The organism is Winogradskyella forsetii (assembly GCF_013394595.1).
GTDB classification, from domain to species: Bacteria; Bacteroidota; Bacteroidia; order Flavobacteriales; family Flavobacteriaceae; genus Winogradskyella; species Winogradskyella forsetii.
Window position 1 is genome coordinate 2,587,026 of sequence record NZ_CP053348.1, and the last position, 24,138, is coordinate 2,611,163.

Below are 24,138 nucleotides of genomic sequence, written 5' to 3' on the forward strand. Positions count from 1 at the left end.
AAAGATGATTATTTTAAGGTTGATTTATAAATAAAGGCGTCGCTATTATGGAATTACCTATTATACTGGTTTTCATTATCATCGGAATTAGCATACTGCTCTTTATCACGGAGTTATTTCCTGTAGATAAAATTGCGTTTTTCATCATAGTGGCTTTGGTTTTATTACAATTAACAACACCGGAAGAGGCTATTAGTGGTTTTGCCAATTCTGCCACAATAACCATTTTGGCATTAATGATACTCGCCGTTGGACTCGAAGAGAATGGGGTGATTCAATTACTTTCGGATGGCATAAAAAAATTAAAGATTCTGCCGCTCATTCTGCTTACACCTGCCTTTATGATTATATCTGCGAGCATTTCAGCATTTATCAGCACCACTGCAGTCGTGATTATTTTTATAAAAATTGTAACGCAATTGTCAGAAAAATACGGCTTCTCTTCTTCCCGATTATTAATGCCTATTTCTTTTGCAGGTATTTTAGGTGGTAGTTGTACTTTAATGGGAACAAGTACAAATCTTATTGTGAACGCTATTGCTAAAAAAAATGGTGTGGAAGCGTTTAGCTTTTTTGAGTTTTCCATCTTTGGCATTACATTCTTTGTAATAGGACTTATAATCATGAGCATCGCTTCACGGTTTTTACCTAGAAGCAAGCAAAGTGACTTAAGAAAGGATTATGATATTGAATCTTATGTGTTCACTATTAAAGTCACTTCTGAATCCCCTCTAATCGGTAAAACCTTTGGGTCACTTAAATTTTTAGATGATAATGAAACCAAAGTTTTGAAATTAATAAGGGACAAGCAGGTCATCAATGATCCCGGAAAGTATATCAAACTGATGGATAAGGACAATTTAGTGGTGATGAGCAATATGGATAATCTGCAATTATTGATTACAAAAAATGGTTTTATACTCAACGAAAAAAGACAAAACCAACAAAAAGAGAATTATGGCGATGGTACTGAGGAACCAAAAAGTGACATGAGCTACATTGAAGTCCTTATCCTTCCAGGCTCTAATCTTATTGGCAAAACGTTGAAGGCTTTACGTCGTATTTCATTTCAAGGTGCATTTCCCATTGCGATAAAAAAACGCAAAAACCTAAGGAATACACGAGAGCGTTTACTACGAAAAAACATAAAAGATATCAACCTTAAACCAGGGGATCGCGTTTTACTTGAAATGCAAGAGCATAAAATTTCAGAATTATACGAAATTGAGAATATAGCCATACTGAACGAACATGAATTTAAACCCAATGTTCCAAATTCCAAACGCATGTTGGCACTACTCATTTTGTTGGCAGTGATTGCGTTGGCAGCAACAAGTGTGTTAAGTATATTGTCGGCTTCATTAGTAGGGGTTGGTGCTATGCTATTAACCAATATCATTCAACTAGAAGGGGTTTATCAAAAAGTCAACTGGCAAATTATCTTTTTATTGGCTGGGATGATTCCATTGGGAATTGCGATGACCAACAGCGGAGCCGATACTTGGATATCAAGCAATTTATTGGTTCTAATGGACGGACAACCACCACTCATCGTATTAGGATTGCTTTTTGGGATTACCTTAATTTTATCTGGAATCATATCCAATAATGCCACGGCAATAATTATGGCACCAATCGCTATTGCGGTCGCTAGTGGTTTAAACTTAGATATAAAAACCTTTCTATTAGCCGTTATGTTCGGTGCTAATTTTAGTTTTTTCACACCTGTGGGTTACCAAACCAATACGCTTATTTATGGCACAGGTGCTTATAAATTCAAACATTTTTTAATTATTGGTGGTATTTTATCTTTAACACTTTGGATTGTGGGAACACTACTTTTATCAATGCAATTATGATTTGGAATTCTAAAACCCATGAATAGCTACAAAACTTTTGGATATTAAATGGTTGGTGTGAAGCTATACTTTTAATTTAATTTTAAAAAAGGGATATAAAATCGTTTAAAAAACTGTTTCTATTTTTAAAACAAAAATCCGAATTGTAAAATTCGGATTCTATTGTCATGATATTTTTATTGGTTTTAATGGTTTGCTCTATACTCATCACGATCGTACAAGGAGTCATCCTCTGGATAGTCCTCCATGTGACCATCACGATTGTAGGAATCCAAAATGACTATTTCATAATCCCTATAAACAGGAGTTCCTTTTTTCTTACGTTTGGTTTCAGCAAAAGTTTTATAATCGATACTTTTTGTAAAAACAAGTTCGCTCTCAAGATTGAGATGAGCTAAACCTATCGGAAGAATGATATGGTTCTCGCCGTCTTCATTCAAGAACTCGTGAACGCCATCTTTTGCTCTCTTACTGAACGGTTTGTGATTTTTTTCAATGATAGAGGTATCCACTTCTATATCAAGATACACCACACGTTCTGTATTTTTATTAACGAGTAAGTTATCTACTTTACCAACTACCCTTCCATCCTTATCCTTCACTTCCCAGCCCCTAACATCTTTATTGCTATTGGCTACTTTATAATCGGATAACTCTTCGAGATAGTATAAACTTTTTTCTTTATCTGTGTTCATGATCTTAATTTTTTTTCATATTGATTAATAATTCCTCTGCCTGTTCGTAGAAATTTTTCATGGCTGTTTTTTGCTCCAAGGTTTTAGTACCTGGTGCAAGCGCATTTAAAGCCTCTTGTAATTCATTAATGCTGTCATTCAAATCTGGAAATTTTTGGGATTGGATAGTTTTTAAAGCTTTAACAATGCTATTCCCAGCCGCTTTTATTTTATCGGCATGATCCACATCATAAGTGTCTTTTGTAATATGATCTGCTTTGGATCTTGCTTCTCCCAAATCGGCGTTAATATCTACATTGAGCGTATTTGCCACAGCTTGGGTAGCATCAATTAGTTTTGTGAGTGCACTATGCGAATATTTGTGCTCAAGGCCCATATTTGATTCATCATCAATATAGGTTTGATAAGCCCTAATTTTAGAATCTGCTGTCTCAGAAAGCATCATAGCTTCATCATCAACTGTTTCACTCTCTACGGGAGTTGTCATTTCTATATCATCATCCATTGTATCCGCTACATCGTCATCAGTTCGAAACAATAAGAAATATAGTAATACGAGAATGATTAGACCCAATAAAATCCACGGCCATATTGGTGGTTTTTTTTCAATTTTAATTTCTGCCATAATATTTGATTTTAAGTTATTATAATTAATTTTCTTTTCGTGTTTTATGAAAATGGCTCCGAAACCAAAAATGGTTCAGAACCATTAACAACCAACTAACACTATTTTTAATAGATCACTCTATAAGTATTTATTCTGTTTTTTTTAATTTTTGAAATGCTTCGGGTAAAAGTGTACTTTCTCTTTAAAAATCGGTCTGCTCCTTCACCAAACATTGCACAAAAACAAGATTAGTTAGTGGTGTTTCATAAAGGTAATTATACCATCCTATATGAACATGCTGTAATGGACTTAAGATTTATGCATTAGAATTATCACGTTTTTTTAAAGGAATAATCTTTATAATTATGCTTTAATTTCGACTTCTGATCGAGTTACACAGAAATAATCACAAAAAGATGGGTTTCAATTTATTATGAGTTAAGATTTCATTTAAAAAAATGAAAATGTTTCAGCGTAAATAGTTATTTTTAGACTTATGATTGTCATTTATATATTAAGTATCATATTTATTATCACACCATTTTTACCAGCTACTGGATTTAAACATTGGTTTTTCAGAACTGCGGATTTTGTGAGATTACAATCTATAGCAATTGAAATAATCCTATTGATCCTCTTTTTTATATTTGAAGAGCAATACCATTGGTTTCAGTATGTTTTAATTGCAGGACTTCTTATGGCCATCGTATATCAATTAAAAAAGGTAATACCTTATACAAAACTAGCAAAACGATTAGACCACTCGAGCGAGAGTGATGGCATGGTTTCAATTTTAGCTGCAAATGTTCTACAAACTAATTCCCAATACGATAAATTGATAGCTATTATAAACAAAAATAATCCCGATCTCGTACTCACGATGGAAAGTAACAAAGATTGGGAAAATGCTTTAACAGCTATTGAAGAAACTTATCCGTATACGGTAAAAGTGCCGATGGAAAACCTTTACGGAATGCACCTGTATTCAAAAAATAGACTTAAAAATGTATCCACGCAATTTCAGGTAGAAGATGATGTCCCTTCCATCTATTTTGATTATGCCATAAATAATGAGGTCGATGTTTTCTTTGGCTGTCTGCATCCAGCACCACCAAGTCCTACCGAGAATGACACGTCTAAAGAACAAGATGCCGAACTTATGCTTACAGGTAAATACATTCGAGATTTGGACAAACCCTGTGTCGTTTGTGGCGATATGAACGATGTGGTCTGGAGCAGAACTACCCGTCTATTCAAAAAAATGACTAAAATGATAGATCCACGTGTGGGAAGAGGAATGTACCCTACATTTCATGCCAGTTATAGATTGATGCGCTTTCCATTGGATCATCTCTTTATAACCAAAGATCTCTACGTAGGTAAAATGTATAGAACCAAGCCTTTTGGAAGCGACCACTTTGGCGTATATTATGAAATATACCACAAAAAAGAAGAACAATCCAAAACCAACGGAAAGTTAAATGGTGAAGAAAAAGAGGATGTAAATGAAAAGATTGAAGAAGGAAAGGAAAAGGCTTCTGAAAATGACAACTGATGCCAAAATGTATGCAGTAACGTCTTATTAATGAATATGCCTCAATTCTCCACTTTATGTTCTAGTAACTGTTGCATATTGGAAAGCACGTGTTCAAAACGTTTGATGTCTTTTTCTAAAATATCCCTGATTTTGGATTTCATTGCTGTCATTTCGTTATAGGCAGCAATAATTTTACGGGATCGATAAATCACTTTATTGACACTTTGGCTCTCTTGTATGTATGGCAAAATAGCTTCTGCCAATAGCCTAATTTGATGTTTCACATACGCATCCCGATTATCAATCTGTAATTGCTCTGAGCCTGCATGAAAGATATCGTCAGATAAATTTTTATTCAAATGAGTTACCCAATTTGTGTAAATTTCCTTGTATGCCAAAATCTCGCTTTCCTCTGAAAGTGACGAGAAAAATGCTCTTGATCGAAAAAGGCGCCATTTGGAATATATACGTTTCTTTTCTTTATAATGTGTTCTAAAATAGTTGATCTCCTTAGAGATATAAGCATGGTAATTACCAAAAAAAATTAGAATCAATCAGCAATTGTTTAAAGTTCGATAGCTTTTCTTTTTTCGAATTATGGTAATATCTATTTAAGTGTACGAGATTGATTTTGGTCAAGAACTTGTCATTTAGCGACGCTGAGAGTATGGGGTTATAAAACCGATCCAGATCAAGGGATGTATTGAACTCTTTAAGATCAACTATGGCTTCCTCTATGGATTCTATCAATTCTGGTAAAGATGATTGAAAAAAACCAAAGGCGTCTTTTGATTTGTCCTTACGCTGTTTTCTGTACATAAAAAACCCAATGAGTACGCCTACAATTGCCAACATCACCGCAATACTATCAATCAAAATAGACCATTGATTGGGATCCATGCTCCAGTCTTCAAAAATTAGATAGTAGTGTTCAGAATTTTGGTTCATGTATTAGCGTTAAGGAGTTCTCTAATTCTTTCTTCATTAGAAAACAATAAAAATTGTTTTTATACTTAGAATTTATATGAAAAATTGCGAGTCTCTAATAGGCTATTGACAAACCAATTCTTTAGTATACCACCCGTAGATAACATTAAGTGTAGACAAACACCATGGCCATCTATTCCTCCTCATCCTCACCAGGAATCATCTCGATGTTGCGCTGCATACGATCCATAGCATCATGAATTTTCTTCTTGTCTGAATCCTTTAAATCATTGAGATCCTTTTTCTTAACCAAATTGCCCTTGCCATCAGGTTTCAATTCTTCTTCCTTGGTTACCTTATCAAAATTTGAAGATTTATCGTACTGCTGCTGAAAATTAGCATGTTTCTTTTCTTTGCTCATAATATTTGTTATAAAGATTATGGGTTAAGATAATAGTTAACCCAGTGAACATTTGACGCTTTAGGATTTGATTTTGATGCAAATAATATGGTAAAGTTCTATCTTAATTTTTAAGGACATTTAATAATATTGAAAAAAGGATAAATGAAATATAAAGCGAACTTCTATTTGTCCCAGCATATCAACTTTTTCATCTTTATAAAAAGATGGATGGACTAAAGTTCTGGATTGTATGGGGAATCCTCCCTATTTTTATTGCCTAAAATTTACAGTATCAAATTATTGATAGCAGAGGACGAACTCGCTTTACAGCGCTTCATAACCGCATATTAAAGGGTGAAGGAAATAATTGTGAAGCTACATCAGAATTAGAAAATCCTCTGAAAAAGCGGCTATCTATGGTGACGTGGTTATAATAGTGAGACTCAATTTAGTTAGGGCAAGTTCATTGGATTAAAAAATCATTTCATTTAGCAGACTCAATTCCCGAGTTAACGTTGTACATCCTTTAATAGCCAATCATCAATACCATCATTATCCCTTTTGTGCAGTACCACTAAGTTTCCAGTGGTTTCAAAAATTACTGCTTTTATTTCCGAGAGCTTGGTAACATTCGCTTCACGAATTTTTGAGCGCAAATCACCTTCGGTTAACCTTACCGCTTTTAAATTTTCTTTAAGAATTATTTGTCCATCCATAACTAAAGTAGGCTGATTGTCTATTCGTTTTCTAAACCATTTATACCTTCTAAAATAGGCTGCTACAAGTTGAAGGATATATACCATCAATAATCCTATTGCCCCTTCAAGAAAACTCACAGTTTCAGACAATATGGTAGTTGCTGTAATTGAACCTACGGCTACGGTCATCGCGAAATCGAAACTCGACATCTTAGAGAAACTTCGCTTTCCGAATAGTCTAGTGTAAACGATTATGGCTGTGTAAATGCCAATACTAGATAAAATAATCATTAGTATGGATTGCATATCCGTATCGAAAACACTAGTTGCTTTTTTTGCAGATTGATTTAAAATTAAGAATGAATAAATTATTGCTAATAATGTCATAATGAATTCTTTTTATATTAAACGTGATTAAGATTTTCTAATGCCTTATCCATATCAACCCCTTCTCCTAAAATATTTAAAAAGCTATCCTCTTTATTTTTGAACAATTCAGGTACCGTTGACATAGAATAATCTTCAATTCTTAGACGAGTATTTACATCTTTCCAGTCGATCGGTGCGGATACGGTTGCATCTGGTTTTGGTCTTAAGCTAAATGCAGATACTATAGTCTGCCCTTTTCGGTTCTGCAAATAATCTAGATAAATTTTAGGGCCTCTTTTCTTGACAGAGCGTTCCAATGTGGTTAATTCTGGCAGTTGCTCTTGTATATAGTAGCACAGTAATTTTGTAAAATCCCGAGCTTCACTGTAGGTATATTTTCCGCCTAAAGGAATATAAATATGAATTCCTGAGGCACCTGAAGTTTTACAATACCCGTTTATATTGGCGCTGTCCAAAACTACTTTGGCAGCTTGGGCAGTTTCAACAACTTGCTTAAACGTATTTTTTTCTGAAGGGTCTAAATCGATAATGGTATAGTCTGGTTTATCCAATTGATAAATTGTGGAATGCCAAGGATGCAACTCAATACAACCCAAGTTATTCATATAGGTTAATGTGGCTTGATTTTGACATACCAAATAGTTGATATCCCGTTCCGAAGATTTTGAATGGATTCCAATCGTATCAATCCAATCAGGTAAATGCTCATTATCCTTTTGGTAGAAAGACTCACCTTTTATGCCATTGGGATGACGATGCAAACTTTGAGGTCTATCTTTCAAGTAAGGAAGGATAAAATCGGACATTTTTATATAATAGTCCAATAAATCATATTTGGTCAATTGCGCATCTGGCCAATACACTTTTTCAATATTGGAAATGGGAACATTTATAGCGTCAATTTCTAATGTTTCAGAGTTTGCCTGTGTTTTTTGATTTGGTAAAGGCTTGTGTTCTTTTGAAATTTGTACAGGAACAGATTTGTCATCACGCATGCGTAAAAATACAGGATGCCTCATCACACCGCTTGTGGTCCATTCGGCAAATTTTACTTCGCAAATCAGTTTCGGTATCAGCCAATGCGCTTTTCTGCCTTTGAGGTGTTTCACAATTTCAAATACTGGCTTTTCAGTTTGATAAGGCTCAAACTTCTGATGTAAACGCTTTATTTGTTTGGCAGAAAATCCAGAACCACAAGTACCTACGTAAACCAACGCCTCATTTTCTATCATTCCCAAAATTAGGGAAGCGAATTTGCGCGCACTATTTTTAGATTCGGTATACCCACAAATGATAGTCTCAACGCTTTCTATTTTCTTAAATTTCAACCAATCTGGTGTTCTAATATTCGTATAATATTTAGAATTGGCCTTTTTAGCAATAACCCCTTCCATTCCTAATTTTAAGGCTCTATCATAGACCGTTTTACCCATGCCTTCAATATGGTCGCAGTAGCTAATATGATTGGACTCTGGCACTAAGTGTTTAAGTAATTCCTTTCGGTCTAAAAGCGGTAAATCCGTTGTACTATGACCGTTAAGAAATAATAAGTCAAAAACAAAGTAATTAAGATGACCCTTTGTAGTTGTTGGGTCATAATTTTGAAGTGCATTAAATTGTGGAATTCCGTCACTATTTAATATGACTATTTCACCATCCAGAATAGCAGTATGTTCAATAGATTCTAATTCATTATAAATAAGTTTGAACGTAGCGTTAAGTGATATCCCATTTCTGGAATACAATTCCACCGATCCGGAATCTATGTTAGCCAAAGCGCGATAGCCATCGTATTTTAGTTCATAAATCCAGTTTTTATCATTAAATATCTCCTTTCCTGGCGAAGCCAACATCGGTTTTATGATGGATTTTAAATTTAATTCTGAAGTACGACTTTTAGTCTGAGGCTGAAAATTAGCGACCACATAGTCTTCTGCATCGTAGCTTAAATTGGTTGCATACGCATCGTCGTGTTTAATTAATAACCATTGATTTTTTCTATTCATCGATGAAGAACGTACCAATGTGAAAATACCTTTTAATTGATCACCTTTTAGAACAAGCTTTAATTTGCCCTCTGCATAATCTGTTGTTAAGTCTTCATTATTATATAAACTTTCGTAAGTGCCATGGTCCCAAATAGTCATTTTGCCAGCACCATAATTTCCCTTTGGAATGACACCTTCAAAAGATAAATAAGACACCGGATGATCTTCAGTATGAACAGCAAGCCTTTTATCTTTAGGATTCATAGAAGGTCCTTTCGGTACCGCCCAACTTTTTAAAACACCATCCATTTCCAATCGCAAATCGTAATGCAGATGACTTGCACGATGCCTTTGTATCACAAACCTGTATTTATTTTCAGAATTGTAAACATCTTTCGGTTCTGGCGTGTCTTCAAATGTTCGTTTTTTTCTATAGGCTTCAAGGCTCATGGTTTAAGAAGCTTTCTTTTTCTTTTGTTCCAGACTAGCTTTCAGTTTAGCCATTAAATCTTTTGCAGCGGTTGGTTTCACCTCCACCTTCTCAGATTTAATTTCCTTACCTGTGGTTTTGGCCTCAATAATTTTTAATAACTGCGAATTATAGACATCCTTGTATTTCGTGAAATCAAATTTTTCAGTATAATTTTCAATAAGGGATTCTGCCATTGAGATCTCCTTTTCAGAATTTTTCGTCTTTGGAATTTTTATAGCCTTAGGATTTCGTATTTCATCATCAAACCTTATGACGTGAAGTACAATAACATTCTTATACACACCAACCAGACACAAGTTTTCCTTTTGACGCATCACAAATGTTGCCACGCCTAATTTTGCGGTCTTCTTCAACGCATCACGAAGCAGATTATAGGCTTTACCACCTTCTTTTTGAGGTTCTAAATAATAGGGTTTTTTGAAAAGTACATCTGCAACGTCTGTCTCTTTTACAAACTCTTCAATATCTATGGTTTTATTTTTCTTCACATTGGCTTTCTCAAAATCTTCCTTTTCAAGAATTACATAGCCATCATCTTTTTTATACCCTTTTACAATGTCTTTCCACTCCACTTCCTTACCTGTTTTCTCGTTGATACGTTTGTAGCGAATACGTTCGCCATCATGACTGTCAAGCATGTCTAATTCTAGAGCTCTGTTCTCTGAAGCGGAATACATTTTTATAGGTATTGATACAAGCCCGAAGCTAATAGAGCCATTCCATACTGATCTCATAAGACATTATTTAAGGTTATACTTAACTCGAATAGGTAATCTACAAATAAGATTATGCTGGTACTTTTGAAGCGACTTCCATCCGATCCCAATTTCTATGTTTGGCAATAGCATCTATAAATTCTTTTGGCTTTCCGTTAATAATAACTGCATCATCGTTCTTGTAATCCTTAACAAAGGTTTCATCAATTAAATGTTCACCTTCATTATCCACAGCAATCGCCTTACAATATTTAAACGTTTCATTAATAAACACTTTAAACTTAGGTACGTTTAATAATTTGTCGACAGAAGATTGTCCGCCAGGAATATAAATGGCGTCATACAGCACACTTTCGGTTGTCATAATTGCAGCATCTACTTCATGTTTCATATCCTCATCGCAGGTAACAGTTCCACCATGAGGTGCCACTAGTTTCACCATCGCATTTTCTTTTTCAAGCGCATTTTTCATCTTCTTAAAATCCTTCATTGAAAAACCGTCCGCAACCAGTACTGCGACCTGTCTAGTAGCAATACTATCGAATTTAGTATGCGCCTGACTCAGCGCTTTGTCTTTTTCTAAGTAGTTTTTGGCCTTTGGCGGTTGTTGCTCTTTCGTATTAGCATCGGCACCAATCGCTTGATTTATGGGTTTATCAATGTTTTTAGGAACATCCAGTCCTAAACCTTCGCCAACTTTTTTGGCTAACTTTTTATCGATTTGGGATATGACCCAAAGCATCCGTTCTTTAATATGCTTGTGATTGCATTTACCTAACTCAAAAGTGTAGGCATCTGCAACATGTTGTTTTTCCCAATCCTCTAAACTTCGATAAAATAGCGCAGGTTGAGAAAAATGATCGTTAAAGCTTTCACTACGGGTTCTGATTTTTTTGGCATCAATACGTTCTTCATAAGAGGTAAAAGCACCTTCTGCCATTTTAGCCAAATGCGGACAACCACCACCCAATGAATTTGGGAAATACGCCGTTTGCCCTTTTGGAATATCCATTTGCATATGACCATCTCGTTGATTGTTATGCACTTCACCGACTGGTCTATTAATTGGGATTTGATGAAAATTTGGACTACCTAAGCGCGATAATTGCGTATCACGATATGAGAAAAGACGACCTTGTAAAAGCGGGTCGTTTGTAAAATCAATGCCTGGTACAATATGGCCTGGCAAGAATGCAACTTGTTCGGTTTCCGCAAAGAAATTTTCAGGATTGCGGTTAAGGGTCATTTTACCTATGATTTCAACGGGTACCATTTCTTCAGGTATTAATTTAGTGGGATCCAGTAAATCAAATTCAAACTTATGTTCATCTTCTTCAGGTACAACTTGAATGCCCAATTCCCATTCCGGATATTGGCCTGCCTCAATGGCATTCCATAAATCACGTCTGTGAAAATCGGGGTCGGCACCATTGATTTTAACCGCTTCATCCCAAGTCACCGAATGAACCCCTAAAACTGGTTTCCAATGAAACTTTACAAAATGTGCTTCGTTTTTATCATTAATCAATCTGAAGGTATGAATACCAAATCCTTCCATCATCCTAAAACTTCTCGGGATAGCACGATCGCTCATAACCCATATCTGATTGTGAAGTGTTTCGGTAGTTCTTGAGATAAAATCATAAAAGGTGTCATGTGCTGATGCCGCTTGTGGAATTTCCTTGTTTGGCTCTGGTTTTACGGAATGAATTAAATCTGGAAATTTCATAGCATCCTGAATGAAGAAAATAGGCATATTGTTGCCTACTAAATCCCATGTGCCTTCTTGCGTATAAAACTTCACGGCAAACCCTCTAACGTCCCGAGCCAAATCTGGTGACCCTTTAGAACCGGCAACCGTAGAAAAACGAACAAAAACTGGTGTTTTACGATTCGTATCCGTAAAAATACCAGCTTTACTATATTTTTTTATGCTTTTGTTTAGCTCAAAATAGCCATGAGCACCACTTCCTCGAGCGTGCACAATACGCTCCGGAATACGTTCGTGATCAAAATGTGTGATTTTTTCCCGTAATAAAAAATCTTCCAAAAGGGTTGAGCCACGTTCGCCAGCTTTAAACGAGTTATTGGTGTCATTGACTTTCAATCCTTGGTTGGTAGTCATCACCTTTCCGTTACTATCCTTTTCAAATTGTTTTAAATCCGCTTTTTTCTGATTGGATTCCGATTGTTTTTTAGCCATTATGTTTAAAATTTTGAGTTGATTTTCAGTATTTAAATGTAGAGTTAAGGCTAAACTTTTATTAACTCAACCGCATTTATTCCTATCGGAATCCATCTTTTACTTTGTTAATTTCTATACATTTTGTAATTTAAAATCATGAATGAGATCAGTCACATGGATTTTTTAATATCCCTTCTTGCGGCAATGGTTGCCGGTGTCGTCATTGGTATAGAGCGCCAAATGAAAAGTAAAAATGCTGGTTTAAAAACTAACGCCCTTGTGGCCGTGGGTGCTGCTATTTTTGTAAACATATCTTATAGTTTTATAGGTATAGATAATGTGGACAATAGCAGAATTATAAGTCAAATAATAGTGGGCGTTGGATTTCTTGGTGCTGGTGTAATTATGAAAAGAAAAGAGCACGTAAGTGGTTTAGCGACTGCGGCCTCCATTTGGTGTAGTGCAGGATTGGGTTGTTTGGCTGCTTTGAAAATGTATGTAGAATTAGCCACTGCAACCGCACTGATTGTATCTATTAATTTGATCTTCGGATTTTTAAATAAATATATATACAAAAAGAAGAATGATTGAGAGTCAAACTATAAATGGATGGTTTCATTAAACCCCTTGACTCTTAGGAAGAATGTTTAATTAAAGATTTTAAAACATGAGCAATTCAAAACCCAATGATAATAAAAACGGAAACAGGGAAATTCCAGATTCCAGCACTAAAAAGGCAAGAGGCAGCAAAAGTGTACACAGTCCATTAGATAATTCGCAGGAAGATGGATGGAAACCTGATGCCATTGACAAAGGAAACACCGAAGAAGAATAAATTTTCTTTAAAGCCAAATTCATATATTTTTTGAATTTGGCTTTTTTTGGGCTATGCACCAATGATTTCACCTCCATTAACATGAATAAATTGTCCCGTAATATAACTGGCATCCTTCGATGCTAAAAAGACATAAGCTGGTGCCACTTCACTTGGTTGTCCTGCGCGACCCAAAGGTGTGTCCTGACCAAAATCACTCACATCATCAAATGTAGCTGGAATCAATGGTGTCCAAATTGGTCCTGGTGCTACGCCATTCACTCTTAAGTTCTTATCGGCAATTTGCTTTGCCAGTGAACGGGTAAAGCTGGTAATCGCACCTTTTGTACTTGCATAATCCACTAAGTGGCTACTACCTCTATAGGCTGTAACCGAGCTTGTATTTATAATACAATCTCCAGAATTTAAGTGTGCCAATGATAGCTTTGCCAAATGGAAATACGGATAGATATTGGTTTTATAAGTGGCGTCAAAATCATCCATTGAAACGTCTTCAATAGAATCTTTAGGAAACTGTACGCCTGCATTATTCACTAATATGTTAAGTTTTATATACGTATCCATACATTCTTTTATGACGCGTTCACAATCGTTCCTCTTTTTTAAATCTGCTTTTATAAGAAGACACGACTGCCCTTCTTTTTCTACTAGGGTTTTCGTTTTTTTAGCATCTTCGGTCTCAGACAGATAAACAATGGCCACATCTGCACCTTCACGCGCAAAATGAACGGCTACACTTCTGCCAATACCACTATCACCACCCGTAATTAGTGCAATTTTACCTTTTAGTTTATCGCTTCCTTTATAATCAGCCCTTATGATTTCCGGTTTAGGATTCATCTCATTTTGTTTTCCAGGTTGATCTTGACTTTGCTTTGGAAATTCTTTTGGTTTACTCATGCTTATCAGTTTTTTTTAAATTATATCATAGTTTTAAGATTCATTGTTCCGCCAAGGTAATTTTCCTTCTATTTCAATCTCGATGGATAAACTTAAAAATGTTCTAATCAGAACAATTAATGCTAATGTTAGGGCCGCATCTATTGTGGGTTCTATAACAACGGTTCCGATAATATCACCAGCCACCAAAATCTCAAGGCCTAATAGAATACCCTTTCCCAATTCTCTCCTTAAAATTTTATAGCTTCGTGATTCAGTGTTCTGACGTGAGAATATAAATCTAAACAATGCCATTCCGATAGCAATAACCATCGTCAATATGCCTATTGCTTCTATGAGATAAGCAATGAATTCAATATATAACTCAAAGTTTTCCATTTTTACTATTTTAAAATTGTAATCAACAACGGGATAATTTCACTTCCTAATTCGCCAATGGCGCGTTTGTCAATCCAGTATAATGAGCAACGTATACGCCATAATTCTTATGACTCTTCGTATGGTTTCTAAAACGATATAAATTGACCCATCATCCATTAAAATTTTAGAATGTCAATAGTTTTATACCAGAAGTAATAGCGTTAGGAATTATTACAAAAATCTTGAGTTACAAAAGCCGTAACTCAATCTTTTGATCACGCTCAGAAAAAACATAAATTAATGAATACCCTCTAAATAATCTGCTTTGTTATAACTCGCTTGAATCTCAGATTTTTGTTTTAAAAGTAATTCTCTTAATGTCGGATTTAATTCACAGTGGTTAAGAATATCCTCATAATCGTCAATGGCTTGTTTTTCGCCATTTCTAACTTCCTCTAACATCGATTCATCATCATCCACAGAAAAGAAAGCTTTGGTGTCAATCCAAGCTCTATGTAATGAACCGCTAATACTGCCGTCGTTCTGATTAACGTCCATCCCTTTTTTTCTAAGGGTGGTAGTTAAATCATTAACATGCTCACTTCTTTCTCTAGCTTTCTCATTAAAAAACGACTTCAATTTTGGATTATCAACATGTTCTGCCACCGTTTTGAATCCTTTTTCAGCGTCGTAAGCCTTTTCGATTAAGTCATTCAACTTGTTTTCTGTTTTTTCGTCATATAGTCCCATTGGTTTATAATTTTTAATGTAAGAATTTGGAGATCTTACTAGGTTTTTGAATTTGCTATTCTAAAATTATATAAACGACCTGAAGTGTATTGATCGAATTAAATGAGACATTTGCTCATTTCCAAAAAAATATAGTTTGAGTAATTGAGGTGTTACTTGTATATGAAGAAAATGGACTGTTTGGGTATTATTTAAAGCATAAGACTGTATGACAACATTACAATTCCCAAAGGTCTAAAAATTCATCTATCGCCTCCTTTTGGTTCGCGACTTCCTGTAATAAAATCTATGTTATTGTATAACCTATAATGAAGTGATTTTTTAAATCTCACTTAAATGAATTATGTTTTCAGCTCTAATAGATCGCTTTACACTACTTAAAATTCGTGAGGTGTCGTAATTATTGACTTGAGCAGATAAATACCCTAAAATATCGCTTTCGGTGCTAATTGCTTCTGACTTGTCGATAAATCCATAACCTTGATAAATGCCGTTAATATCATAAACAAAAGCGTCTTCATTTTTGTGTCGTCCTTTCAGTTTATAAAGGGTTCTCGTCTTTTGGGTTTGAAATCGTTTAAAGGCTTTTTTAAATCTTATGTTATAGTTGTCGATGGATTCATCCCCTGAACAGACACAGCCCTTATTCCATTTTGTATATTTAGAACACGGCCCTTTCACGGTTTCTATTCCACAATGCTTCCTACATAAATTATGCGTTTTACAAAAATTTTCTAAGGTTTGTTTTACCGAAGCTCTATTAAAGTATTGCTCTGGCACCTGATCCAAGTAATCCTTTCTTGTAATTTTTAATTTCGCAATGCCCTTAGCGGTGTGACCTTGACTAATTATATAAGGTGCAGAAGTATGAACTTGCTGCGTGTTGAATTGCGGTTTTAAATCTTTGATAGCATTTGATTCTATGAGCTGTGCAATAAAATCGTTACCGGTATACGTAACTTGAATAGTATTGACAAGGGAATAATCTATGTTAGAGCGCTTTCCGCTTTTAGAAAAATGGCTCTGCAAGCGTTTTCTGATATTTTTGGCTTTTCCTGCATAAACAACTTCACCATAGGCGTTTAAAAAATAATAAACACCAGGTGCTAATTTGTATTGGGATAAGTCCCTACCGTTTTTCTCGTGTTCAATCGGGCGCTCTTTAGATTCCGTATAATTTGGGGTTGTGATATACGCCTGCATTTGATTCAAGGCATATTTTGCAAAATCCTCACTATACTTCGATGACTTATTTTTTGATAAATCAATTTCTAAAGGGGTATGCTTCAAACTTGGTTTCCAAATTAAGATGGGTTTAATTTCAAAATTATAGCCAATTGATTTGAACTGGGATTTAAGTAATTTAAACTGAAGTAAATCAAAAAAAACCAATTGATGGCCATAGAAAAGTTCTATAAGTTCATCAGCTAGATCTATAAAAAGTGGCGCATTTAGAATTTCGGATGCCTCGAGGTTATTGCGTTGAAACATCCGTTTCTGAATTTCATATTGAGGGTGAATTGGTATAAACCGAACGTCATCATCATCTATACGCTTTACCGAAATCCTATAGGGAATTTCCAGCCCTTTTTTAACCTTTAAAGTTTGAATATAAATAAATATCATTCGAACAAAAATAAGAATTATTTAGGCTGTTCAAATTATTAGGAACTCAAGGTTAGCTTATAGAATTGTAATCAATAATGCCGAAATGTATTGTGAACTAAACACCATATGCCAACTTGAAAATTACAAGTTTAAAGTTTATGATTCCTCGTCAAGATTCAAGATACTTTCGTCATGACTTTTATTGTCGTCCGGAATGGACTCAATAAATTCATATACTTCTAAATTTGCAGTGGGACCATAAGAATTAATTATGGTGCCTTTACAGTCCTCTTCCGTTTCAATAACGTAAAGAATGGATTGGTCAGAGGGATTGCTCATACCTTCGTAACGATGTTCAGCAACAATTTTGACTTGCTCGGGCGAAAATTTCGATTTTTCCTTTGAAGCTATGAGTTTGTCGTTTGCTACGCGAAAGTTCTCCGTGTAACCCTTTTGCTGATACAGTTCTAAATAATCTAATTCGTGTTTTGCGTTTGGGTCGCTATAATCTGGTTGTTTCATAATTAAAATATTTTGTTGTTGATTTCGAAGATAGCGTATAACCTTCAAATTAATTTTCTCATATAGAATAAAAACTAACTCGAATGCAAATAAGAGGTATTAAATGATTAAATTTTTTATAAGATGTTGCATGTAAATATAATTTAAAATTAAACTATCTTCGCAACCTATAAAGGATAAGATTTGCGTTAACACGGTTGTTTTGCCTTAAATAATTCTATTTATGTATCAGCTCACTTACCGTTCAAAAGCAATATCTACTCTACAAGTTGAAGATTTAGACAACATTCTTATTAAAGCCAATGAAGTCAATAAAATCAACGATATTACAGGATGTCTTATATTTCTTAATGGCGCCTTCGTGCAAATTTTAGAAGGTGGACAGAAAGAAGTGAATACTTTATTTGAAAAAATTAAGCTCGATTCCCGTCACCATTCTGTGGAGTTACTATGGGAAAATCAATATGACAAAAGGCATTTTTCAGACTGGAATATGACCTACTACAGACCAAACGAATCAGCACATACAGAATATGTGAATAACCTTTTGTTGCTGTCTCAATTTTCAGAAAAATTTTCTGGAACCTTATTAAGGTTTTGGACTTCAGTTGGTAAACTTTTAAACGATGATCCGAATCCAATCACAACTAGATAAAGTTGGGTTGTAGCAATTTTTCTTGTGCGCTTAATTGGTGGGTAATGAAATCAATGACAGGAAAGACTATTTGAAAATCAACAACCGAATGCCACAGCTTTCCTTAAGAAACCGTAGATACATAAGGCTATATTTAATGTTCAAACCGCGAGCTGTTAAGCATATATTTCAATAGATGTTCTGGCTTGTTCTCTCTTGTTAGAAAATTGAGCTTATGTTGTAAGTCAAACAGTTCTTTTTCCATATACCGGATTTTATCGTTGTGCCTGTTGTTGAGTTTTACGCGTTTAATAATATCTATTTGATTTTCTAGGACAATAATATTAAGCATCCGTTGATACTCGTTAACGTTGATATCTGGAGTACCGTTTTCTCTTAAAACTTTAGAAAAATATCTCGTGAATTGCATACTACAAAATTAGTAGCTATTCGTTTTTGTCCTTGCTAAACATTGTAGTTTTATTAAAGAAAAATTGTTTCCATAACTCCAATTTGAAAATAAAAACTTACCGTATCAAGCGCCTGCTGTAATACAGCAGTAATTTTTTTGAAACTATTGATACAATACGAATTGATTTTGTAACACAAGAAAAATGCATCGTCTATCTTAGCTAAGACGCATAAAAACCTTTCAAATAATCAGCTTACAAGTAGGTGATCCACAATAGATTTTATAATTTCGAATAACTCTATATTCTAAATTATGAAAATTGTCATTTTAGACGGCTATACCTTAAATCCTGGAGATCTGGATTGGGATGCCTTCGAAAGCTTAGGCGACTTAACGGTTTTTGACCGTACCGAACACAATACTAAAAAAATCATTGAAGCTATTGGTGATGCCGAAATTGTATTGACCAACAAAACCCCAATTTCAGAAGCGGTATTTCAGAAAGCACCAAAATTAAAATATATTGGATTGCTCGCTACAGGATACAATAATGTAGATATCGACACTGCCCAAGATTTAGATATTATAGTGACCAATATCCCAACCTACGGCACAACCGCAGTGGCACAATTTACCATGGCTTTACTTTTAGAAATGTGCCATCATGTCGGCGAACACAACAGCGCAGTACAACATGGCGAATGGCGTAACCGTAAGGACTTTTCATTTTGGAACTATCCACTGATTGAATTAGAGGGCAAAACGATGGGAATCATTGGTTTTGGAAGTATAGGACGTGCCACCGCTAAGTTGGCACAGGCCTTTGGAATGAAAATTTTAACAACCCAAAGCAGTAATAATCCCGAAACGGAAACGGCTATAAAAGTGGTAGATATGGATACACTCTTTAAAAATTCCGATGTGGTAAGTTTGCATTTACCCTTAACAGATGACACTGAAGGTTTAATCAATAAAACCACAATCGCTAAAATGAAAGACAGCGCCATGCTCATCAATACAGCGCGTGGCGGATTAATTATAGAAAAGGATCTCAAAGAGGCTTTAAACTCAGGTCAATTGGCGTATGCCGCTGTAGACGTGGTGTCAACCGAACCCATTACCGAAGACAATCCACTTTTAAAAGCAAAAAATTGTATCATCACACCACATATCGCATGGGCACCAAAAGCCTCTAGAACACGACTTATGAATACCGCCATCGAAAATCTTAAAGCATTTCTAAACGACCAACCTGTTAATGTTGTAAAGCCTTAAGTATTGATTTTTTTGAATGCTTTTTGGGTTTGAAAACCGTGACACTACTTTATTGTACAAAAGGTACCGAATACAATAAGCGGTTGTATTACATAAGATATTAATCGCATCAATAGTATGGTATTATCATATGGTAATGCACTAAAAAATCTTTTGGTTTTTTCCTCGCAAAAATCAAAGCAATAAAAAACAAAATAGCTATTTTTAACCAACTTTGACCAAAGCTGGAATTATAGATGACAATAAAGGAATACGTAGAAATAGTAAGTAAAAGACTTCAATCTGGAATATCAAGAGAACATTCGTATAGAGGAGATTTAGAAACACTAGTTAGAACCTTAGTACAAGGTGTAGAAATAACAAACGAACCTGCAAATGTTACCGATTGCGGAAACCCTGATTATGTTATCACAAAAGGAAAAATTCCTGTTGGTTATATTGAAGCAAAAGATATTGGAAAAGATTTAAATAGTAAATCTTATAAAGAACAATTTGAGCGCTACAAAAAAGCACTTGACAATCTAATAATTACAGACTATATCTGGTTTCAATTCTTTCAAAACGGAGAGTTAGTTCACGAAATAAAAATTGGAGAGATTGAAAATAATTTTGTTAAACCAATTCCCGAAAACTTTTCAAAATTTGAGAACTTAATAAAAGATTTTTCTACGCACATTGGACAAACCATTAAATCGTCAAAAAAATTGGCAGAAATGATGGCTGGTAAAGCACGTTTATTACAAGACATATTAGAGCGTGCCATTACGTCTGATGAAGAAACTCAAGAAAACACCTCCTTAAAAGGACAATTCGATACATTTAAACAGATCTTAATTCACGATTTAAAACCTAAAGGTTTTGCAGATATTTATGCGCAAACCTTGGCATACGGAATGTTTGCAGCACGTTTACACGACCCAACTTTAAACGATTTTAGCAGACAAGAAGCAGCAGAACTTATACCAAAATCAAATCCATTTTTGCGAAAGCTTTTTGGCTATATCGCTGGACCAGATATTGACGAAAGAATTGTAACGGTAGTTGATAACCTTGCAGAAGTTTTTAGAGCTACAAACGTGGAGCAATTGTTAAAGAATTTTGGAAAGGCAACTCAAATGCACGACCCAATAATTCATTTTTATGAAACATTTTTGGCAGAATACGACCCAAAGTTACGTAAAGCAAGAGGTGTTTGGTATACACCAGAACCAGTTGTAAATTTTATAGTTCGTGCAGTAGACGATATTTTAAAAACAGAATTTGATTTACCACAAGGTCTAGCAGACACAAGTAAAACTAAAATAAAATTAGACACGCAAACACCTGACAAACGTTCTGCAACAGGGTATAAACAAATAGAAAAAGAAGTACACAAAGTACAAATACTTGACCCAGCGACAGGAACAGGTACTTTTTTAGCGGAAGTTGTGAAGTTTATTTACAACAAAAACTTTAAAGCAATGAAAGGTGCTTGGAGTGGTTATGTTGAAGAACATTTAATACCAAGATTAAACGGTTTTGAGTTGTTAATGGCTTCCTACGCTATGGCACATCTAAAATTAGATATGTTACTAACCGAAACTGGTTATAAATCTACTAAAAACGAACGTCTAAACATTTACTTAACCAACTCTTTAGAAGAACATCATAAAGATACTGGAACTCTATTTTCTAATTGGTTAAGTAGTGAAGCCAATGAAGCAAACCATATAAAACGTGATACACCTGTTATGTGTGTAATTGGTAATCCACCTTACGCTGTAAGTAGTACCAATAAAGGCAAATGGATTCAAGGTTTATTGAACGATTATAAAAAGAACTTAAACGAAAGAAAGATTAACCTTGATGATGACTACATCAAGTTTTTGAAATATGGTCAGTATTACATTGTTAAAAATGGAGAAGGTATTTTAGCATACATATCGAACAACAGTTTTATTGATGGTATAACGCATAGGCAAATGCGTAAAAATCTATTAGAAACATTTGACAAGGTTTACATTTTAGATTTACACGGAAATTCAAAGAAGAAAGAAGTTTGCCCTGATGGCTCACCAGACCAAAATGTATTCGATATTATGCAAGGTGTCTCTATCAATATCTTTGTAAAGACTGGCTACAAAAAAACTAATCAACTAGGTAAGGTTTATCATTCGGAACTCTACGGAAAAAGAGATGTCAAATACCCTTTTCTTTTTGACAACTCAATTTCGTCAATAAAATGGAAAACTTTAAACAACAAAAAACCATATTACTTTTTTGTACCAAAAGATTTTGCATCTGAAAAAAGCTATATGTCAGGTTTTAAAATTAGTGAGTTAATGTCAATAAATTCAAGTGGTATGGAAACCAAATGTGACAATATTTCCGTCCAATTCGAGAAAAATGTATTAGAAAGTATAGTAGATAGTTTTAAAAATCAGTCTTGTGAAGTATTAAAGGGAATATATACAGAAAAGAAAAACTCTAGCGGTTGGTCCTTTGAAAAAGCGAAGAGCAGCTTGATAAATGATGATTATCAGTATGAAGTAGTTAATTATCGTGTTTTTGATAATAGGCACACGATGGTTTCAAATAGCTCTGGAGGGTTCATTGGTCGTTCTAGATTTGAAGTTATGCAACATTTTCTGCAGGAAAATACAGGGCTTTGTTTAATCCGTAACTCAAGAAGCGGGAAATTTATTACGCCTTTTCTAGCTAATAAAGTTGTTGATAAGTGTATAATTTCCACATTGGATAATGCTAAAATTTTCCCGTTATATGTTTATCCAAATGAAAAAAATAAAATTTTTGCTGAAAAAAAACGTAAACCAAATCTCGACCCAAAACTAGTAGACCAAATAGCAAAAAAATTAGACTTAACATTTACCAACGAAAAAGAAGAAACTATAGACACCTTTGCACCAATAGATATTTTGGATTACATCTATGCTGTTTTACACTCACCAACGTACAGAGAAAAATACAAAGAGTTTTTAAAAATAGATTTCCCAAGAGTACCATATCCAAAAGACGAAAAAACGTTTTGGAGTTTAGTTAAATTAGGTAAAGAAGTACGAGAAATTCATCTGTTAGAAAGTAACAAAGTTGAGGATTACATTACAAGTTATGAAATGGCAGAAAATGCAGAAAACGACCATAATGTAATTACAACAAAAATCGGAAAGAAAGATTGGGAAATAATCGACACCGAAAAACATTTAGGTAGAATTTGGATAAACGAAAGCAAATATTTTGACAATGTTCCTGTAACCGCTTGGGAATTTTATATTGGTGGTTATCAACCAGCACAGAAATGGTTAAAAGACAGAAAGGAAAGAGAACTAAAATTTGAGGATATTTTACATTATCAGAAAATAATAGTTGCTCTAACTGAAACTGATAGAATAATGAAAGAAATTGATAAAATAGAAATTGAATAAATCCAACTCTTTAACCATTCACAATCACAATTTGTTAAGGTCTATAGTGGTAATTCGTCTAGAACAGCTTACTAACCAAATCTCTAAAAACATTCCAAAACCACAATCCCAACACCATCCTTAGCATTCAACACATACAAAGCACCATCAACTTCCTGATAAAAACGCAAACCAAACACACAAAGCCTAGTACCAATGCCACTAGGCAAAGAACTAAGAGTCAAAGTCACATTAGACGCGGCATAAGAAGCATCCATAACCATAGTAGGCGCCAAATGCAATTGGGAATCCAAACTGTTAAAATCAAAATCCAGCACACCATAAGTAAGGGCAATATGTGTCGCACCTTCCACAAAACCAACTTGGGTAATATCAAAATTACTAATAGTCAACTCAAAATTAGAGGAGTCAATCGCAAAGGCAAAAGGCAACACCTTCCGCACATTACAAGCTGGTGTATAATTAAAATGCTGTAATAATTTAAGCCCATCATCATGGGCAATACCTTCCGCAACACGACGTTCGCCGCGCTTATGTGCCGTATCCAAGTCCTTCAAACCCGTAAACAACCCCATCAAACGACTATGAAAATGCGTAAACGTATAGCCCTTATAAAAAGGCCGTAACGCCAAACGAAACGCTTTGTTCACTTCAGAACAATGCCCAAACTCACTGGCATTTTCACGTACACGCTGCATACTTGCTTTGGTCTTTATGGCGTTGCCATTAAACCCACCACCTGCTTTTCGTGCAATTGGCTTCCCGTTTAAATAATAAAAATTGATACCGCCCAAAGTACCTACAAGCGGTATAATACCCTTCTGTTCTGCCATATGTCAAAGTTTTAAGTTAATCTCTTAAAAAACAGCAATATACAAAATTTTCAACAAAAGGTTATAGCGTGGTTATAGCATACTTAAAA

Annotated in this window: 23 protein-coding genes; 7 read left to right on the forward strand and 16 right to left on the reverse strand. The window is 34.8% G+C overall.

Annotated features, from left to right (window positions below; genetic code table 11):
* Window positions 1-47: 47 nt before the first annotated feature.
* Window positions 48-1,859 carry an SLC13 family permease gene (locus HM987_RS11225; protein ID WP_179008079.1) on the forward strand — a complete coding sequence of 604 codons (1,812 nt, stop codon included), beginning with the start codon at window positions 48-50 and terminating at the stop codon, window positions 1,857-1,859.
* 185 nt (window positions 1,860-2,044) lie between these two features.
* Here the strand turns inward: HM987_RS11225 and HM987_RS11230 are convergent, their stop codons facing one another.
* Together HM987_RS11230 and HM987_RS11235 are read right to left on the reverse strand one after the other, a co-directional pair.
* Window positions 2,045-2,554 (reverse strand): PRC-barrel domain-containing protein, encoded by a 510-nt coding sequence (locus tag HM987_RS11230; RefSeq protein WP_179008081.1) that lies wholly within the window; start codon window positions 2,552-2,554, stop codon window positions 2,045-2,047.
* A gap of 4 nt (window positions 2,555-2,558) precedes the next feature.
* Window positions 2,559-3,179, reverse strand: a complete 621-nt coding sequence (locus HM987_RS11235; RefSeq protein ID WP_179008083.1) for a hypothetical protein — start codon at window positions 3,177-3,179, stop codon at window positions 2,559-2,561.
* Window positions 3,180-3,657: 478 nt separating this feature from the next.
* Here HM987_RS11235 and HM987_RS11240 point away from each other — a divergent pair, with 478 nt between their 5' ends.
* Complete coding sequence (locus HM987_RS11240; protein ID WP_179008085.1) at window positions 3,658-4,716, forward strand: endonuclease/exonuclease/phosphatase family protein; 1,059 nt, start codon at window positions 3,658-3,660, stop codon at window positions 4,714-4,716.
* Window positions 4,717-4,757: 41 nt separating this feature from the next.
* On the opposite strand, the gene HM987_RS11245 is transcribed toward HM987_RS11240, so the two are convergent.
* From HM987_RS11245 to HM987_RS11275, 7 genes are all read right to left on the reverse strand, one after another.
* Entirely contained in the window at window positions 4,758-5,252 is a 495-nt protein-coding gene (locus tag HM987_RS11245) for a hypothetical protein (protein ID WP_179008087.1), read from the reverse strand.
* The gene (locus HM987_RS11250) at window positions 5,230-5,646 is read right to left on the reverse strand and encodes a hypothetical protein (protein WP_179008089.1); all 417 of its coding nucleotides are present in this window, start codon (window positions 5,644-5,646) and stop codon (window positions 5,230-5,232) included. The genes HM987_RS11245 and HM987_RS11250 overlap by 23 nt, the downstream gene beginning before the upstream one ends.
* A gap of 172 nt (window positions 5,647-5,818) precedes the next feature.
* Window positions 5,819-6,046 carry a hypothetical protein gene (locus tag HM987_RS11255; protein WP_179008091.1) on the reverse strand — a complete coding sequence of 76 codons (228 nt, stop codon included), beginning with the start codon at window positions 6,044-6,046 and terminating at the stop codon, window positions 5,819-5,821.
* A 491-nt stretch (window positions 6,047-6,537) separates the two neighbouring features.
* The gene (locus tag HM987_RS11260; protein WP_370622870.1) at window positions 6,538-7,113 is read right to left on the reverse strand and encodes a DUF421 domain-containing protein; all 576 of its coding nucleotides are present in this window, start codon (window positions 7,111-7,113) and stop codon (window positions 6,538-6,540) included.
* A 17-nt stretch (window positions 7,114-7,130) separates the two neighbouring features.
* The gene (gene ligD, locus HM987_RS11265) at window positions 7,131-9,554 is read right to left on the reverse strand and encodes a DNA ligase D (protein WP_179008092.1); all 2,424 of its coding nucleotides are present in this window, start codon (window positions 9,552-9,554) and stop codon (window positions 7,131-7,133) included.
* Window positions 9,555-9,557: 3 nt separating this feature from the next.
* Window positions 9,558-10,331 carry a non-homologous end joining protein Ku gene (ku, locus tag HM987_RS11270; RefSeq protein ID WP_179008094.1) on the reverse strand — a complete coding sequence of 258 codons (774 nt, stop codon included), beginning with the start codon at window positions 10,329-10,331 and terminating at the stop codon, window positions 9,558-9,560.
* Between the two features lie 52 nt (window positions 10,332-10,383).
* Entirely contained in the window at window positions 10,384-12,516 is a 2,133-nt protein-coding gene (locus HM987_RS11275) for a catalase (RefSeq protein WP_179008097.1), read from the reverse strand.
* Window positions 12,517-12,654: 138 nt separating this feature from the next.
* Here HM987_RS11275 and HM987_RS11280 point away from each other — a divergent pair, with 138 nt between their 5' ends.
* Together HM987_RS11280 and HM987_RS11285 are read left to right on the forward strand one after the other, a co-directional pair.
* Window positions 12,655-13,089: an MgtC/SapB family protein gene (locus tag HM987_RS11280; protein ID WP_179008099.1), complete on the forward strand. Its 435-nt coding sequence runs from the start codon at window positions 12,655-12,657 to the stop codon at window positions 13,087-13,089.
* A gap of 76 nt (window positions 13,090-13,165) precedes the next feature.
* Window positions 13,166-13,333, forward strand: coding sequence for a hypothetical protein (locus HM987_RS11285; RefSeq protein WP_179008100.1), 168 nt, complete (start codon window positions 13,166-13,168; stop codon window positions 13,331-13,333).
* A 51-nt stretch (window positions 13,334-13,384) separates the two neighbouring features.
* Here the strand turns inward: HM987_RS11285 and HM987_RS11290 are convergent, their stop codons facing one another.
* The 5 genes from HM987_RS11290 to HM987_RS11310 all read right to left on the reverse strand — a co-directional run bounded on the left by HM987_RS11290 (window position 13,385) and on the right by HM987_RS11310 (window position 17,473).
* On the reverse strand, window positions 13,385-14,233 hold the full coding sequence (locus tag HM987_RS11290; protein ID WP_179008102.1) for an SDR family oxidoreductase: 849 nt from the start codon (window positions 14,231-14,233) through the stop codon (window positions 13,385-13,387).
* Window positions 14,234-14,266: 33 nt separating this feature from the next.
* Window positions 14,267-14,611 (reverse strand): DUF1622 domain-containing protein, encoded by a 345-nt coding sequence (locus HM987_RS11295; protein ID WP_179008104.1) that lies wholly within the window; start codon window positions 14,609-14,611, stop codon window positions 14,267-14,269.
* A gap of 279 nt (window positions 14,612-14,890) precedes the next feature.
* Complete coding sequence (locus HM987_RS11300) at window positions 14,891-15,343, reverse strand: ferritin-like domain-containing protein (RefSeq protein ID WP_179008106.1); 453 nt, start codon at window positions 15,341-15,343, stop codon at window positions 14,891-14,893.
* 321 nt (window positions 15,344-15,664) lie between these two features.
* Entirely contained in the window at window positions 15,665-16,969 is a 1,305-nt protein-coding gene (locus HM987_RS11305) for a GIY-YIG nuclease family protein (protein WP_179008108.1), read from the reverse strand.
* Between the two features lie 138 nt (window positions 16,970-17,107).
* Window positions 17,108-17,473 (reverse strand): hypothetical protein, encoded by a 366-nt coding sequence (locus tag HM987_RS11310; protein ID WP_179008110.1) that lies wholly within the window; start codon window positions 17,471-17,473, stop codon window positions 17,108-17,110.
* 223 nt (window positions 17,474-17,696) lie between these two features.
* On the opposite strand from HM987_RS11310, the gene HM987_RS11315 reads away from it, so the two are divergent.
* The gene (locus HM987_RS11315) at window positions 17,697-18,128 is read left to right on the forward strand and encodes a BLUF domain-containing protein (protein ID WP_179008112.1); all 432 of its coding nucleotides are present in this window, start codon (window positions 17,697-17,699) and stop codon (window positions 18,126-18,128) included.
* Between the two features lie 133 nt (window positions 18,129-18,261).
* Here the strand turns inward: HM987_RS11315 and HM987_RS11320 are convergent, their stop codons facing one another.
* Window positions 18,262-18,537 (reverse strand): hypothetical protein, encoded by a 276-nt coding sequence (locus HM987_RS11320; RefSeq protein ID WP_178988706.1) that lies wholly within the window; start codon window positions 18,535-18,537, stop codon window positions 18,262-18,264.
* Window positions 18,538-18,831: 294 nt separating this feature from the next.
* Between HM987_RS11320 and HM987_RS11325 the strand changes: the two genes are divergently transcribed.
* Both HM987_RS11325 and HM987_RS11330 read left to right on the forward strand, forming a co-directional pair.
* Entirely contained in the window at window positions 18,832-19,794 is a 963-nt protein-coding gene (locus HM987_RS11325; RefSeq protein ID WP_179008114.1) for a D-2-hydroxyacid dehydrogenase, read from the forward strand.
* Between the two features lie 236 nt (window positions 19,795-20,030).
* Complete coding sequence (locus HM987_RS11330) at window positions 20,031-23,216, forward strand: type ISP restriction/modification enzyme (protein WP_179008116.1); 3,186 nt, start codon at window positions 20,031-20,033, stop codon at window positions 23,214-23,216.
* An 83-nt stretch (window positions 23,217-23,299) separates the two neighbouring features.
* Here the strand turns inward: HM987_RS11330 and HM987_RS11335 are convergent, their stop codons facing one another.
* Window positions 23,300-24,049 (reverse strand): hypothetical protein, encoded by a 750-nt coding sequence (locus tag HM987_RS11335; protein ID WP_179008118.1) that lies wholly within the window; start codon window positions 24,047-24,049, stop codon window positions 23,300-23,302.
* Window positions 24,050-24,138: the final 89 nt, after the last annotated feature.

Bases quoted from the DNA above. Each gene is read 5' to 3' on its own strand.
- HM987_RS11225 (WP_179008079.1), top strand. From the start codon at position 48: ATGGAATTACCTATTATACTGGTTTTCATTATCATCGGAATTAGCATA.
- HM987_RS11230 (WP_179008081.1), bottom strand. From the start codon at position 2,554: ATGAACACAGATAAAGAAAAAAGTTTATACTATCTCGAAGAGTTATCC.
- HM987_RS11235 (WP_179008083.1), bottom strand. From the start codon at position 3,179: ATGGCAGAAATTAAAATTGAAAAAAAACCACCAATATGGCCGTGGATT.
- HM987_RS11240 (WP_179008085.1), top strand. From the start codon at position 3,658: ATGATTGTCATTTATATATTAAGTATCATATTTATTATCACACCATTT.
- HM987_RS11250 (WP_179008089.1), bottom strand. From the start codon at position 5,646: ATGAACCAAAATTCTGAACACTACTATCTAATTTTTGAAGACTGGAGC.
- HM987_RS11255 (WP_179008091.1), bottom strand. From the start codon at position 6,046: ATGAGCAAAGAAAAGAAACATGCTAATTTTCAGCAGCAGTACGATAAA.
- HM987_RS11260 (WP_370622870.1), bottom strand. From the start codon at position 7,113: ATGACATTATTAGCAATAATTTATTCATTCTTAATTTTAAATCAATCT.
- ligD (WP_179008092.1), bottom strand. From the start codon at position 9,554: ATGAGCCTTGAAGCCTATAGAAAAAAACGAACATTTGAAGACACGCCA.
- ku (WP_179008094.1), bottom strand. From the start codon at position 10,331: ATGAGATCAGTATGGAATGGCTCTATTAGCTTCGGGCTTGTATCAATA.
- HM987_RS11275 (WP_179008097.1), bottom strand. From the start codon at position 12,516: ATGGCTAAAAAACAATCGGAATCCAATCAGAAAAAAGCGGATTTAAAA.
- HM987_RS11280 (WP_179008099.1), top strand. From the start codon at position 12,655: ATGAATGAGATCAGTCACATGGATTTTTTAATATCCCTTCTTGCGGCA.
- HM987_RS11285 (WP_179008100.1), top strand. From the start codon at position 13,166: ATGAGCAATTCAAAACCCAATGATAATAAAAACGGAAACAGGGAAATT.
- HM987_RS11290 (WP_179008102.1), bottom strand. From the start codon at position 14,233: ATGAGTAAACCAAAAGAATTTCCAAAGCAAAGTCAAGATCAACCTGGA.
- HM987_RS11295 (WP_179008104.1), bottom strand. From the start codon at position 14,611: ATGGAAAACTTTGAGTTATATATTGAATTCATTGCTTATCTCATAGAA.
- HM987_RS11300 (WP_179008106.1), bottom strand. From the start codon at position 15,343: ATGGGACTATATGACGAAAAAACAGAAAACAAGTTGAATGACTTAATC.
- HM987_RS11305 (WP_179008108.1), bottom strand. From the start codon at position 16,969: ATGATATTTATTTATATTCAAACTTTAAAGGTTAAAAAAGGGCTGGAA.
- HM987_RS11310 (WP_179008110.1), bottom strand. From the start codon at position 17,473: ATGAAACAACCAGATTATAGCGACCCAAACGCAAAACACGAATTAGAT.
- HM987_RS11315 (WP_179008112.1), top strand. From the start codon at position 17,697: ATGTATCAGCTCACTTACCGTTCAAAAGCAATATCTACTCTACAAGTT.
- HM987_RS11320 (WP_178988706.1), bottom strand. From the start codon at position 18,537: ATGCAATTCACGAGATATTTTTCTAAAGTTTTAAGAGAAAACGGTACT.
- HM987_RS11325 (WP_179008114.1), top strand. From the start codon at position 18,832: ATGAAAATTGTCATTTTAGACGGCTATACCTTAAATCCTGGAGATCTG.
- HM987_RS11330 (WP_179008116.1), top strand. From the start codon at position 20,031: ATGACAATAAAGGAATACGTAGAAATAGTAAGTAAAAGACTTCAATCT.
- HM987_RS11335 (WP_179008118.1), bottom strand. From the start codon at position 24,049: ATGGCAGAACAGAAGGGTATTATACCGCTTGTAGGTACTTTGGGCGGT.